Below are 14032 nucleotides of genomic sequence, written 5' to 3' on the forward strand. Positions count from 1 at the left end.
GGGGGGATCCTTGCCGACGGCACGGGAGATCGCCGTCAGCGTGGGTGGGTGGCTTGCCAGTCGTGCAGGGTGGCCTGCGCGCGGCGGAAGTCGAAGTCCTCCACGGCGCGTTGCAGTTCTTCCTGCAATGCAGGCGGCAGGTGCGGTGCGCAGATCAGCAGCGCGTGGTCGATCTTGTCGGCGTCGTCGGTGGAAAGAGCCACCTCCAGGATCTGCAGGCTGCCGGCGTCCAGTGCGACAGCGTCGTCGTTGGCTGCCGCAGTGGTTTCGTCGTCTTGCAAAAAGACGCCAATCGCCTCGGCGGTGCGCTGCATCACATCCTTGAGCGCAATCAACGAGGCGGTGATGTCTTGACCATCTTCGATACGCGTTTCCAGATCGCTTGCAGCACCGGCCAGTGCCGGCAGCGCCAGCGAGCCCGCCGCACCACGCAACTTGTGCGCCATTGCGCCGATGGCAGGCAGTTCGTTGCGGCGCAGGTGTTCGGCCGCGACTTCGGCCGGGTCCGGATTGTCGCGCAGCAGCTTGCTCAGGTAACGCGCGTACGGCTCGCGGTCGCGCCACAGGCTGCGCGCGCGCGCGGCGTCCAGTAGCTCGGGATCGTCGTGCTGCCACTCGGGGCCGGCCGCCAGTTCGGTTTCGTGCGGCAGCGATGGAATGCGCTTCATCCCGGGATGCATGAAGTGACGAATGGCGGTGACCAGTTCCTCGACATTGAAGGGCTTGGCGATAAAACCGTTCATGCCCGCTTCCAGCGCTTTTTCCTGTTGCGGGCGGAATGCGCCAGCGGTCAGCGCGATCACCGGCAGGCTGGCCAGGGCAGGGATCTGCCGCAGCCGGCGGGTGGCTTCGTAGCCGTCCACCACCGGCATCTGCACATCCATCAACACCAGATGGAACAGATCCGGCGCGCGCTTGAGGGTGTTGACCGCCTGCTCGCCATCGTGGGCGACGGTGACCATGGCGCCTTCGCCCTCAAGAATGCGCTGCGCCACCTCGCAGTTGATCTCGCTGTCGTCGACCAGCAACAGGTGCGTGCCTTCCAGCCGTCGTGCCACGAAGGTGGGCGTGACCGGACGCGCACCGGGGCGCTCGTCGACCAGCTGTTCCACCAGACGATGCAATGCCGCGCTGGTCACCGGCTTGGTCATCACCGCGTCCAGATCCTGTTGCTCGGGATGCTGTTCCAGCAGACGTCGCTCGTAGGCGGTGACCATGACGATCACCGGATGCGGACCAGGGGCGGCACGTGCGCGGATTTCGCGCGCTATCGCCACACCATCGATGTCGGGCATGCGCCAGTCGAGCAGGAAAATGTCGTAGGGCTCGCTGGCCTGTTCGATCGCCTGCAGCGCGGCCTGGCCGCTGGCCACCGCATCCACGCGCCAGCCCAGGTCGGTGGTGATCCGCACCAGATTGCTGAGCGCGGCATCGTGGTCGTCGGCGATCAGCACGCGCGGCATCGCTTCCGGCGGTAGCGCTGGCAGGTCCTGCTGCGCCTTGGGTGGTGCGGCCTTCTCCAGGGTCACCACGAAATAGAACTCGCTGCCGCGGCCGGGCACGCTTTCCACTTCCAGCTCGCCGCCCATCAGTTCGATCAGCCGTCGGCTGATGGTCAGGCCCAGCCCGCTGCCGCCATAGCGTCGGCTGGTCGAGGTGTCGGCCTGCAGAAACGGCGAGAAGATCAGGCTCTGCTTTTCCTTGGAAATGCCGATGCCGGTGTCGCGCACGGAGAACAGCAGCTTGACCTTGTTGGGATCGCCGCTGGGAAAGCGCCGCACCGACAGAACCACTTCGCCCTGCTCGGTGAACTTGATCGCGTTGCCGACCAGATTGACCAGCACCTGGTTGATGCGCAGCGCATCGCCCAATAGCCAGCGGCTGTCGCGCGGCAGCGGCTCGACAATCATCTCCACCGGTTTGGCGCTGAGCGAGGAGCGCATCAGGTCGGCGATATTGTCGAACAACTGGTTGAGATCGAACGGCGCGCGTTCCAAGTCGATGCGCCCGGCCTCGATCTTGGAGAAGTCCAGGATGTCGTTGATGATTTCCAGCAAGGTGCGTGCGGAGCGATCGATCTTGGTGACCATGTCCTGCGCCGCGCCAGGGAGCTCGCTGCGCTGAAGCAGATACAACATGCCCAGGATGGCGTTCATCGGGGTGCGGATTTCGTGGCTCATGTTGGCCAGGAAATCGGACTTGGACTGATTGGCGCTCTTGGCGGCATCCATTGCCAGACGCAGCTGTTTTTCGTGCAGTTTTTGCTCGGTGAGATCCACCGCAACGCCGAGGTAACCGATCACCTGGTCATTGTCGTCGCGCAATGTGCTCAGGGTCAGCAGCACCGGCAGGCGGCGGCCGTCGTAACCGACATAGGTCCACTCGCTGGTATCGCTGCGGCCGAGACTGGTGAGCGCGGCCACCGCTTCCAGCGTGTGCGCCACCGGCACCCCGGTCTGCTCGGAGAGCAGATGCGCACGGTCCTGCAGTTCTTCCGGTTCGACGAACTGGCTGGCCTTGCGCCGGCCGATCACATCCTCTGCGTTATAGCCGAGCAGCTTTTCTGCGGCGCGATTGAACAGCGTGACAAAACCGCTGGAATCTGTAGCGATGATGGCGTAACCGGCATGCGCCAGAATCGCGCGCTGCAAGACCGAGAACTTCACCAGCTCGCTGGTGCGCTCGGCCACCTGATGTTCGAGCGAGGCATTGAGGTCGACGATGCGTTGATGCGACCGTACCCGCTCGGAGATATCGCGGAAAAAATGCGAGTGCCCGCTGAGCGTGCCATCCGGTTCGATGATGGGCGCCTTGCTCGCCAATACATGCACCTGATGGCCATCGCGGTGGCGCATGCTCTGTGCGGCCGAGGCATTGGTCGGATACGCTTCATCGGCGTGCTCAATCTGCGGCATCGCATACGGTTGCGGCGACAGCAGCAGCGTCAGGTCCTGATCGATCGCCTCCTCTGCGGTGTAGCCGAACATCGCTTCTGCGGCTGGGTTCCAGTGGGTGACGCGGCCATCCGGGGTTTCGGCCACGATGGCCTCGCTGGAATGGCTGACCAGTGCGGCCAGTTCCATCTGCTTGCGCAACACCTCTTCGCGGCGCAGCCCGTTGCTGAAGTACAGCCCCAGCAACGCCGCAAACAGTACGGATGCCGCCATGACCAGGCCGCCCACCAGCCACGGCGAGGTCTGATTGAGCGAGGTCACAAAGCTGGCCGTGGGGTGGGCGGTGACGATCCAGGTGCGCCCGTAGATGGGCAACAGCTGCACCACCGGCCGCCAGCGCGCGCTGTCGCCGGCCGGAGTGCCGCTGCGATAGAAGTTATGGGTGGGCTCGTTGCGATCGGACAGATCCAGCGCCACATCGTCGCGTTCGCCCAATGCGCTTTTCACCATCTGCTCGACGCTGAAAGGCGCATACACCCAGCCGTTGGTGGCAGCCATGCGTTGCTGTGGCGTTTGCAGCGGCATACCTTCGCGATACACCGGCAGCAAGACCAGAAAGCCGCTCTCGTTGGGCACGCGATAGCCCGACAGCGAGACCGGCGAGGTCATGATCGGCTCGCCGCTGCGTGCGGCCTGCAATGCGGCGGCGCGGCGGCGCGGTTCGGATGCGATATCCAGACCGATGGGGCGATTGCCCGACGACTCGGGTTCGAAGTACAGCACGATGTAACGTTCGCCATCCCACGGCGCCAACAAGCGGCGGTGGATATCCGGCGCTCCGTCGGCGCGCGCGGTCTGCAAGAACGCGTCCTCGTCGGCAGGCGCGACCCGATGGATGTAGCCGTAGCCCAGCACGCCGGGAAACTCGCGCGCGTAATCGCGCGAGCGGCTGTACAGGGTGAAGCGATCTCGACTGATGACCTCGCTGCCGGCACCGATCACCGCACCGCGCGCGCCGCGCAAGCCGTGCTCGAAGGTGTACATACGTTCGCTGATATTGCGGGCGAGGGTGCGCACGACATACTGAAAGCGTTGCTCGCGCTCGAGCTCGTTATGCCGCTGCAGCCAGACCCCCGTGACGATGGCGGCAATCAAACCTGCGGTAAGGATCAGCAGTGCGCTGATAAAGACGCGGCGCCCGTATTTCCTGCGCAGATCCCAGCGGCCATTCGGCATTTTCGTTCCTTCGCCTTGCCTGTTGCGTGCCCAGTGTCCTGGCCGACGGCAACGTCGACCTCGCGGTACCGCCTGACGATTATCCGGCTGCGTGCAGTCTCCCCAGTTGCTGCACGCTAGCCTGTTGGGCGATCAACGTCATCTCAGTGCATCAGAACGATAGCCAAATCGATAATGCATGAAGCGCAAGGCCGATCAATCCACCGACCAACGTCCCGTTGAAGCGAATGTATTGCAGATCGCGTCCGACACCCAATTCCAATTGTTCGACGAGGTGACGTTCGTCCCAACTTTTCACTGTCGATGCAATGTGCTCGGTGACCGATGCGCGCAGGCGCGTGGTGAGTTTGTCGGCTGCCTGCAGCATATGCTGGTTGAGTGCGTCGCGCAGTGACGGATCTTGCGACAACGCCTGGCCGAGCGATTGCATGGAGCGCTCCATGTGCGCAGCCATCGACGACTCTTCACGCGCCAGATCGTTGCGCAGCGCATCGCGGATCTCGCCCCACAGGCTCTGCACGTATTCCTGCAGCGCAGGATGTTGGATGGCACGTTGCTTGAGTTCTTCTACACGCGTGGCCATTTCTGGTTCGTCACGCAGGCGCGCGATGTAGCCTTGCAGCCACGCTTCATAGTCGAGCCTGATTGGATGCTCGGGCGTCTTGAGAATGTCCTGGAGTTCTTCGATGGCCGCACGCGCCATGCGGTCGGCCAGACTGTCGCCGATCTCTTCGATCGGCTTGATCCAGTTCACTGTGCCGACCAGCTTGGGCCATTCACGGCGCGCATACCGCACGATCAATGCAGACGCGCGCGTCTTGACCTGTTCCTGGTCCAGCCATTCGCCCAGCCGCAGCAACACTTCGTCGAGCAATTTCTGATGGCGCCCGTCGGTGGTGAGCAGCGCCATCACATCGCCAACCGTCGCGGCGGCATTCCACTTGCGCAGGCGGTCCACCACGAAGCGCTGGATGGCGCTGCGCACGGCAGCTTCGTCTAATAGCTCAAGCGCCTGCAACATCCAGCCGCGTGCCATCTGCGCGAGCATGCGCGACTGCTCGGGTTTGGCCAGCCATTCGCCGAGGCGGCTGGCGGGGTCGAACACGCGCAGCTTTTCCATCAACGCAGCGGGCGCAAGGAACTGATCGCGCACGAATACCGCCAGCCCATCCGCCAGCCGCTCCTTGCCGCGCGGCAGGATGGCGGTGTGCGGGATCGGCAAGCCCATCGGACGGCGAAACAGCGCCACCACCGCAAACCAGTCCGCCAGTGCGCCTACGGTCGCCGCCTCGCAGAAGGCCGACACCCACGCCCAGATGCCTTGCTCGCCCATCAGGTGACTGACGATAAAGCCGGCAAACATCGCCAGCAGCAAGGCCACCGCCAACAGCTTCATGCGCTGTAGCTGGGCACGACGGGGATCGATGGGGCGGGGAGCGCTGAGACTGGGTTCCATCCGCGAAGTGTACCCAGTCGTTTGACCAGGGCATGTCCACGGCAGGTGGGCGACGTCGCGGGCGGCTGCCGGTGGCCGCGCCTTCGGTGCCTGTGCTGCAGCTGCGCTTGCAACGGTGCGACCAAGCGTCCATTGCCGTCGTAGGAGCGCACCCGGGCGCGACAGACTTTATCGGGACTGCCCGTCGCGCCCAGGTGCGCTCCTACGGGATGGCTGTTAGCTAGCGGGTGCGCGCTCTCGGCCGCACAGATGCTATGGCTGCGCTTGCAACGGTGCGACCAAGCGTCCATTGCCGTCGTAGGAGCGCACCCCGGGCGCGACAGGCTTTCCTGGGAACGCCCATCGCGCCCAGGTGCGCTCCTACGTGATGGCTGTTGGCGAGTGGATGCGCGGACTCAGCCGCGCAGGCGCTCCAGCTGCGCTTGCAAGGCGGTCACCTTGGACTGCAGTGCGGCGTTTTCGTTTTCCAGTTCGGTGACGCGGCGCTGCAAGGCCTTGACGTCGCGGCGCTCGGCTTCGCCGCCTTCGGCCTCGTCGGGCTTGTGCTTGCGCTTGGCGTCGCGCACGCGCTTGGCGGCCTGTTTGAGTTCGGCCTTGCCGGCCTGCGCGGCGGCGCGTTGTTCGTCTTCCGACAGCGTGGCCACGGCGGCTGCGGCGCTGATCGAGATCTCGCCGGCCTTCACTGCCTGCACCACTTCCGGCGCGGCCTGTTTGTGGATGCGCTCGATCATCACCACCTGGTTGCTGCTCAGGCGTGCTTCGCGTGCCAGCTCGGCGCGGCTCACCGGGGTGGAGGTTTCCTCCCACGGCGGGCTGTCGGTGTCGTCGGTCGCGCGGGCCGCGCTGTCGTCGAGGCCGGTATCGGCCTGTGCGTCATCCACCACCGGCGCCTCGGCGGCGGCATCGGCCTCGCGCTGGCTACGCTGGCGGGCGGCCAGGATCTCGCGCTTGCGCAGCGCCAGCACGCCACGCTGGAAGTCGGACACGCTGCGCCGGCCAAGGTGCTGCTCGATCATCCATAGATGCACGTCCTGCATCGACTGGAAGCGTGGGTTCTGCACGGTCTGGAACGGCAGCCCGTGCTTCTGGCAGATGCCGTAGCGGTTGTGGCCGTCCACCAGCACATCGCCCCACAACACCAAGGCATCGCGACAGCCTTCGGCCAGCAGGCTGCGCTCCAGCGCCTCGTGCTCGTCGGGTGTCAGCGGGTCGATGTAGGCCTTGAGTTCTTCTTTGACAACGATGTTCATGGGGCAACTGCGGGGGAGTGCGGGGCCGGCATTGTAGAGAGCCTGCTCCGGCTTTGCGCGCTTGACGTGGTACCCGCGCCCGTGACACGCGAGCGCCGTCGTGGAACGGCCACGCGCGCCGTCACCGGCTATCTTCAGGCGAACGGTGCGTACGGCGGGAGCCGACGCGGCGAAGCCCCTGCAGCGCGCAGCCAGGGCCCGCGTGCCTCTGCCTGCAACGCACCCATGCCGCCGGCCGCGCTCAGTCCACCAGGCGCAGGATGCCGGCCAGCGTCTCGACCATCTGCCCGATCTGCTCGGGGGTGACGATCAACGGTGGCGACAGCGCGATGACATCGCCGGTGACGCGCACCAGCAGTCCGCCGTCGTGGAAGCAGCGCTCGAACACCTCATAGCCGCGTGCACCGGGGGCGCCATCGCGCGGCGCCAGTTCGATGGCGCCGATCAGGCCGACATTGCGGATGTCGATCACGTGCGGCAGCCCACGCAGGCTGTGCAGCGCGTCTTCCCACTGCGGGCCGAGCGTGATCGCACGCGAAAACAGCCCGTCCTCGGCATAGGTGTCCAGGGTCGCAATCGCGGCCGCACAGGCCAGCGGGTGACCGGAGTAGGTATAGCCATGAAACAGTTCGATGGCGTTTTGCGGCCCGTGCATGAATGCGTCATGGATCGCATTGGCCACCAGCACCGCGCCCATCGGCACGGTGCCGCTGGTCAGCCCCTTGGCGGCGGTGATGATGTCGGGCGTGACGCCGAAGCGCTGCGCGGCGAACGCCTCGCCGACGCGGCCGAAGCCGGTGATCACCTCGTCGAACACCAGAAGGATGCCGTGGCGGTCGCAGATGGCCCGCAGCCGTTGCAGATAGCCTTCCGGCGGCAGGATCACTCCGGCCGAGCCGGACACCGGTTCGACGAACACCGCGGCGATGGTGGAGGCGTCGTGCAGGGTGATCAGCCGTTCCAGATCGTCGGCCAGCTCCGCGCCGTGCGTCGGCAGCCCGCGTGAATAGGCGTTGCGCTGCAGATCCAGGGTGTGGCGCAGATGATCGGTGCCGGCCAGCAGCGGGCCGAACCACTTGCGGTTGTTGGGCAGCCCGCCGATCGACATGCCGCCGAAGCCGACCCCGTGATACGCCTTCTCGCGGCCGATAAAGCGGGTGCGATGGCCCTCGCCGCGCAGGCGGTGGTAGGCCAGGACGATCTTCATCGCGCTATCCACCGCCTCCGAGCCGGAGTTGGTGAAGAACACATGGCCCAGGCCGGGCGGCGCGATGGCGGCCAGGCGCTGCGCCAGCACGAACGGCAGCGGTGAGCCCATCTGAAAGGTCGGGGCGAAATCCAGCGTGCCGGCCTGCGCGCGGATCGCCGCCACGATGCGTTCGCGCGCGTGTCCTGCATTGCAGCACCACAAGCCTGCGGTGCCATCCAGGATCTGCCGGCCGTCGACATCGCGGTAGTACATGCCGGCGGCCGAGGCGAGCAGGCGAGGGCGCGCCTTGAACTGCCGGTTGGCGGTGAACGGCATCCAGAACGCATCCAGCTGCGCCGGTGTCTGCAGCGCAGGCGCATCGTCGCGCGGAAGTGGGTCGTGCATGGCCGGCTCCGTCACGGGGGTCGCCCGACTTTACTCAGCCATCGCCTCGGGCGTCACCCCACCGCGGGCGGGAATGGGCGATATGCCCGCGCAGGCCTGGCGGATGCCCATCGATCTAATGCATAAGAACTAGTCAATTAGTCGCAGCGCCGGCCGCTAATCTCTAGGAACGCTTGCGTGGCGTGTGTGTGGCAATGCGTTGGAACGCTGAGAGGCGTCGCCAAGCATTGCAAAGCTGCAAGGATTGCCGATGATGCGCCAGACAACCGCTGGTTGGGCCTGGTCGTCGCCGCTGCTTATATCGCAACACGCTAAACGATCGCAGCCGTCAATCGTCTTTATCGCAGTTCATCGCACTTTATTTTTGGGGAATGGGAATGACGCAAGGGTCCACCGTGGCGACAGCCAGTGGCGCAGACGCCGGTCTGCTATCCAAGGAGCGCATCATTGCGCGTCCGGGGTTCAATCGTTGGCTGGTCCCGCCGGCTGCGCTGGCGATCCATCTGTGCATCGGCATGGCCTACGGCTTCAGCGTGTTCTGGCTGCCGCTGTCCAAGGCGCTGGGGATCACCGAAGCGATTGCCTGCCCGGCCGACATGGGCCTGTTCGCGCGCATGGTGGCGACCACCTGCGACTGGAAGATCAGCGAGCTGCAGTGGATGTACACCCTGTTCTTCGTGCTGCTGGGCTGCTCGGCGGCGATCTGGGGCGGTTGGCTGGAACGTGCCGGCCCGCGCAAGGCCGGTGTGGTCTCGGCGCTGTGCTGGTGTGGCGGCCTGGTGATCTCGGCGGCCGGTATCCATTTCCATCAGATCTGGATGTTGTGGCTGGGTTCGGGCGTGATCGGTGGTATCGGTCTGGGGTTGGGCTACATCTCGCCGGTGTCGACCCTGATCAAATGGTTCCCGGACCGTCGCGGCATGGCGACCGGCATGGCGATCATGGGCTTCGGCGGCGGCGCGATGATCGGCAGCCCGCTGGCCGACGCGCTGATGCGCCACTTCGCCACACCCACCTCGGTGGGCGTGATGGAAACCTTCCTGGTCATGGCCGCGCTGTACTTCGTCTTCATGATGGCCGGCGCCTTCGGGTATCGCGTGCCGCCGAGCGGTTGGACCCCGGCTGGCTGGACCGCGCCGGTGGCCAGCACCAACGCCATGATCACCGCCAACCACGTGCACGTCAGCAAGGTCTGGGGCATTCCGCAGTTCTGGCTGCTGTGGGGCGTGTTGTGCCTGAACGTCTCGGCGGGTATCGGCGTGATCGGCATGTCCTCGCCGATGCTGCAGGAAGTGTTCGGCGGCCGGTTGATCGGCGTGGACATCGGCTTCGGCAGCCTGGATACGGCTCAGCTGGCCAGCATCGCGGCGATCGCGGCAGGCTTCACCGGTCTGCTCAGCCTGTTCAACATCGGTGGCCGCTTCTTCTGGGCCAGCATGTCCGACAAGCTCGGCCGCAAGAACACCTACACGCTGTTCTTCCTGCTGGGCATCTGCCTGTACGCAGCGGCGCCGTCGGCCGGTGGCGTGGGCGGCATCGCGCTGTTCGTGGGCATCTTCTGCATCATCCTGTCGATGTACGGCGGCGGCTTCGCCACCATTCCGGCCTATCTGGCCGACCTGTTCGGTACCCAGATGGTCGGCGCCATCCACGGCCGTCTGCTGACCGCCTGGGCCACCGCCGGCATCCTCGGCCCGGTGGTGGTGGGTTACATGCGCGAGTACCAGCTGGCGCACGGCAGCCCGCCGTCACAGGTCTACAACACCACCATGTACATCCTCGCCGGCATGCTCGTGCTCGGCCTGATCTGCAATCTGTTGGTGCGCCCGGTGGCTGCGCGTCACTTCATGACGCCCGACGAACTGGCACGCGAAAAGCAGCTGGCGCACGAGAAGGTCGACCGCAGCGGGCATGCGGTGCTGCCGCCGGAACAGATGGCGCGGATCGGGCATGGCGGCAATCCCGCAGTGGTCGCGTTCGCTTGGTTGGCGGTCGGCATCCCGATGGCGTTCGGTATCTGGGTGACGCTGCAGAAAGCCTTTGTGCTGTTCCATTGAGGTGAGATGACCAGTCCGTCTTCCCGCACAGTGCGCCCCGGTAGTGTGGTGCGCACGGTTGTCCGCCATCGCGGCGGTCGCGGTGCCACGGTGCAGGACATGGTGGCGGCCGAAATGCCGGTTGCCTTGATCTACAACCAGGTGCCGTTCGCGGTGATGATGGCGACGCCGGAGGACCTGGAGGATTTCGCGCTCGGGTTCTCGTTGAGCGAAGGCATCGTCGATCACGCGCAGGACTTGCGCGTGGTCGCGGTGGAGACCTTTCTGGAAGGCGCTTCGCTGCAGATCGAGATTCCGCCCGAGCGCGCGGCCGCGTTGGACCAGCGGCGGCGCAATCTGGATGGACGCAGCGGTTGCGGCGTGTGCGGCAATGAATCGATTGAGGCGGTGCTGCGTGTGCCGCCGCGCGTGCAGTCGACGCTGCAGATCGACGCCGATGCGTTGGCGCGTGCGCTGGATGCGTTGCACGCGCAGCAGCCGATCGCCGCGCAGACCGGCGCGGTGCACGCTGCCGGTTGGGCCGATGCGAACGGAGTGGTGCAGTTGGTTCGCGAAGACGTCGGGCGCCATAACGCGTTGGACAAATTGATCGGTGCATTGGCGCGCGCGCGCATCGATGCATCGCAAGGGTTTGCGGTGGTCACCAGCCGCGCCAGTTATGAAATGGCCATGAAAGCCGCGCAGGCCCGAATTCCGCTGCTGGCAGCGATTTCGGCACCTACCGCGCTGGCGATCAGCCTGGCCGACAGCGCGGGACTGACCCTGATCGGGTTTGCCCGCAATCACGATTGTGTTGTTTACAGCCATCCACAACGCCTGGATCTGGGCGTTGCCGTGGGAGAGCCCGCATGAGCAAGAAAACCATCAAGCAGTACGACAATCCCGCGGGCGGCTGGGGCGCATTGCGCTCGGTGGCCAAGCACCTGATGGAACAGGACATCGCAGTGCAGGGCGCCAAGACGCTGCTGCACGCCAACCAGCCGGACGGCTTCGATTGCCCGGGCTGCGCCTGGCCGGATCGCGACCATACCTCCACCTTCGAATTCTGCGAAAACGGCGCCAAGGCCGTGGCCGCCGAATCCACCGCGCGCCGCGCCGGGCTAGAATTGTTCGCCTCGCACAGCGTCAGCCTGTTGTCGCAGTACAGCGACTATTGGCTGGAAGGGCAGGGCCGGTTGACCCACCCGATGCGCTACGACGCCGCCACCGACCACTATGTGCCGGTGAGCTGGGACGATGCGTTTGCGCAGATCGCCGGCCATCTCAATGGCCTGGCAACCCCGGATGAGGCGATCTTCTATACCTCAGGGCGCACCAGCAACGAAGCGGCGTTTTTGTATCAGTTGTTCGTGCGCGAGTTCGGCACCAATAACTTCCCGGACTGCTCCAACATGTGCCACGAGCCATCGGGCACCGCGCTGCGTTCGCAGATCGGTGTGGGCAAGGGCACGGTGTCGTTGCACGATTTCGAGCTGGCCGATGCGATCTTCATCTTCGGCCAGAATCCGGGCACCAATCACCCGCGCATGTTGGGCGAGTTGCGTCAGGCCTCCAAGCGCGGCGCGGCGATTGCGGCGTTCAATCCGCTGCGCGAGCGCGGGCTGGAAAAATTCGCCGACCCGCAAGACAAGCTGGAGATGCTGCACAACGGCTCAACCCGGATTGCCTCGGATTATTTCCAGCTCAAGATCGGCGGCGACCTGGCGGCGTTGAAGGGCATCATCAAGCATGTGCTGGAGCGCGATGCGCAGGCCCAGCGCGATGGCGCGCCGCGCTTGCTGGATCTGGAGTTCATTGCCGAGCACACCGCCAATTTCGACGCATTCGCTGCCGATGTGCATGCGGAAGCCTGGGACACCATTGTCGAAGAATCCGGCCTGGACGAAGCGCAGTTGCGCAGGGCCGGCGAGATCTATCTGAAGGCCGAGCGTGTGATCGCGTGCTGGGGCATGGGCATTACCCAGCACAAGCACTCGGTGGCCACCATCCACATGATCACCAACCTGCTGTTGCTGCGCGGCCATCTGGGCCGCCCCGGCGCAGGCGTGTGCCCGGTGCGCGGGCATAGCAACGTGCAGGGCGACCGCACGATGATGATCTACGAAAAACCGCCGGCCGCGTTTCTGGACAAGCTGCAGTCGGTGTTCGGGTTTGCGCCGCCGCGCGAAGACGGCTTCGACACCGTCGGTGCCATCGAAGCGATGCTGGATGGGCGCGGCAAGGTGTTCTTCGCGATGGGCGGCAATTTTGCCGCCGCCACGCCGGATACCGATGCCACGCACCGCGCGCTGCGCAACTGCGAACTCACCGTGCACGTCACCACCAAGCTCAATCGCAGCCACCTGGTGCATGGGCGCGATGCGTTGATCCTGCCATGCCTGGGGCGTACCGAAATCGATATCCAGGACGCCGGCTCGCAAGGCGTGACGGTGGAGGATTCGATGAGCATGGTGCACCTGTCGGCCGGCATCAATCCGCCGGCCTCGCCGGATCTGCTTTCCGAGCCGGCGATCGTGGCGCGCATGGCCGAAGCCACGTTGGGCGCGCGCAGCGCGATCCGCTGGCGCTGGCTGGTGGGCGATTACGACCGCGTGCGCGAGCTGATTGCGCAGGTGTTTCCGGACTTTGCCGACTTCAATCAGCGCGTGCGCACGCCGGGCGGCTTCCGCCTGTCCAACACCGCGCGCGACCGCAACTGGGTCACGCCCGAGCAACGTGCGGTGTTCAAAGCGCACGCGGTGCCCACCGACAACCCGATCCATCGCGCGCGGCGTTCGCGGGGCGATCAGATGGTGTTTACGCTCGCTACCACGCGCTCGCACGATCAGTACAACACCACCATTTACGGGCTGGACGATCGCTATCGTGGCGTGTTCGGCGAGCGCCGCGTGCTGTTCATCAACGGCGCCGATATCGCCGCGTTGAACATGAAGGCCGGCGATTGGGTGGATCTGGAAAGTCTGTGCGAAGACGGCGTGCATCGCGAGGCGCGGCGCTTCTTGCTGGTGGACTACAACATTCCGCGCGGTTGTTTGGCGGCGTATTACCCGGAAACCAATGCGCTGGTGCCGCTGTCGAGTTTTGCCGACGAAGCACGCACACCGACCTCCAAGTCGATTCCGGTGATCGTGCTGCCGCATCGCGCCGAAACTGCTGCCGCTGCGCCGCGCGATATCGGAGCGGTGCTTGTCCGCTGATCCGCAGCTCACCGCGCAGCTGCTGCAGGCGCTGGCCGACACGCCCGATGGCGTGTCGCTTTCGCGGCTGTGCAAGCAGCTGGGTGTGCGTATGAGCGTGTTGTTGCGCACGCTCGCGTGGCTGGGCAGTGCCAACCTGGATGGTCAGCCAGGCCCGGGTTGGATTCACGTGGAAGAGCGCGGCGATCGACAGTTCGCGGCATTGACGCCGGCTGGTGATAGGGAATGCAGACAGCGCCAATCGTTGGCGGACTCCGATTAGGGCACGTTGTTCGATTGCGTTGAGATTGGAATCGTTTCAGTGGCGCAGAGATACTCGTTTCGCACCGTTTACTCCATCAAGTGGGA

General features: G+C 65.2%; 8 protein-coding genes. 4 read left to right on the top strand and 4 right to left on the bottom strand.

From position 1 onward, the window contains the following. Positions 1-35: 35 nt before the first annotated feature. From VC212_RS15410 to VC212_RS15425, 4 genes are all read right to left on the bottom strand, one after another. Entirely contained in the window at positions 36-4130 is a 4095-nt protein-coding gene (locus tag VC212_RS15410) for a CHASE domain-containing protein (RefSeq protein WP_323526273.1), read from the bottom strand. Positions 4131-4281: 151 nt separating this feature from the next. Beyond that, positions 4282-5586, bottom strand: coding sequence for a DUF445 family protein (locus VC212_RS15415; RefSeq protein WP_323526274.1), 1305 nt, complete (start codon positions 5584-5586; stop codon positions 4282-4284). Between the two features lie 395 nt (positions 5587-5981). Next, positions 5982-6836, bottom strand: a complete 855-nt coding sequence (locus VC212_RS15420) for a plasmid replication/partition related protein (RefSeq protein WP_323526275.1) — start codon at positions 6834-6836, stop codon at positions 5982-5984. A gap of 241 nt (positions 6837-7077) precedes the next feature. Then, positions 7078-8430: an aspartate aminotransferase family protein gene (locus VC212_RS15425; RefSeq protein WP_323526276.1), complete on the bottom strand. Its 1353-nt coding sequence runs from the start codon at positions 8428-8430 to the stop codon at positions 7078-7080. A gap of 377 nt (positions 8431-8807) precedes the next feature. Between VC212_RS15425 and VC212_RS15430 the strand changes: the two genes are divergently transcribed. The 4 genes from VC212_RS15430 to VC212_RS15445 are packed head-to-tail and all read left to right on the top strand — an operon-like array spanning position 8808 to position 13946. After that, positions 8808-10487 carry an OFA family MFS transporter gene (locus VC212_RS15430; protein ID WP_055851795.1) on the top strand — a complete coding sequence of 560 codons (1680 nt, stop codon included), beginning with the start codon at positions 8808-8810 and terminating at the stop codon, positions 10485-10487. 6 nt (positions 10488-10493) lie between these two features. Further along, the gene (gene fdhD, locus VC212_RS15435) at positions 10494-11339 is read left to right on the top strand and encodes a formate dehydrogenase accessory sulfurtransferase FdhD (protein WP_055851798.1); all 846 of its coding nucleotides are present in this window, start codon (positions 10494-10496) and stop codon (positions 11337-11339) included. Further along, entirely contained in the window at positions 11336-13684 is a 2349-nt protein-coding gene (locus VC212_RS15440; RefSeq protein ID WP_323526277.1) for an FdhF/YdeP family oxidoreductase, read from the top strand. The genes fdhD and VC212_RS15440 overlap by 4 nt, the downstream gene beginning before the upstream one ends. Beyond that, a complete protein-coding gene (locus tag VC212_RS15445) occupies positions 13674-13946 on the top strand; it encodes a hypothetical protein (RefSeq protein WP_323526278.1) in 273 nt (90 codons plus the stop codon). The genes VC212_RS15440 and VC212_RS15445 overlap by 11 nt, the downstream gene beginning before the upstream one ends. Positions 13947-14032 lie beyond the last annotated feature (86 nt).

This window comes from Xanthomonas sp. WHRI 8932A (genome assembly GCF_035012785.1).
Classification (GTDB): Bacteria; Pseudomonadota; Gammaproteobacteria; order Xanthomonadales; family Xanthomonadaceae; genus Xanthomonas.

What these genes read in the sequence shown, in the direction of transcription:
- VC212_RS15410 (WP_323526273.1), bottom strand. Translation starts at nt 4,130, where the DNA reads ATGCCGAATGGCCGCTGGGATCTGCGCAGGAAATACGGGCGCCGCGTC.
- VC212_RS15415 (WP_323526274.1), bottom strand. Translation starts at nt 5,586, where the DNA reads ATGGAACCCAGTCTCAGCGCTCCCCGCCCCATCGATCCCCGTCGTGCC.
- VC212_RS15420 (WP_323526275.1), bottom strand. Translation starts at nt 6,836, where the DNA reads ATGAACATCGTTGTCAAAGAAGAACTCAAGGCCTACATCGACCCGCTG.
- VC212_RS15425 (WP_323526276.1), bottom strand. Translation starts at nt 8,430, where the DNA reads ATGCACGACCCACTTCCGCGCGACGATGCGCCTGCGCTGCAGACACCG.
- VC212_RS15430 (WP_055851795.1), top strand. Translation starts at nt 8,808, where the DNA reads ATGACGCAAGGGTCCACCGTGGCGACAGCCAGTGGCGCAGACGCCGGT.
- fdhD (WP_055851798.1), top strand. Translation starts at nt 10,494, where the DNA reads ATGACCAGTCCGTCTTCCCGCACAGTGCGCCCCGGTAGTGTGGTGCGC.
- VC212_RS15440 (WP_323526277.1), top strand. Translation starts at nt 11,336, where the DNA reads ATGAGCAAGAAAACCATCAAGCAGTACGACAATCCCGCGGGCGGCTGG.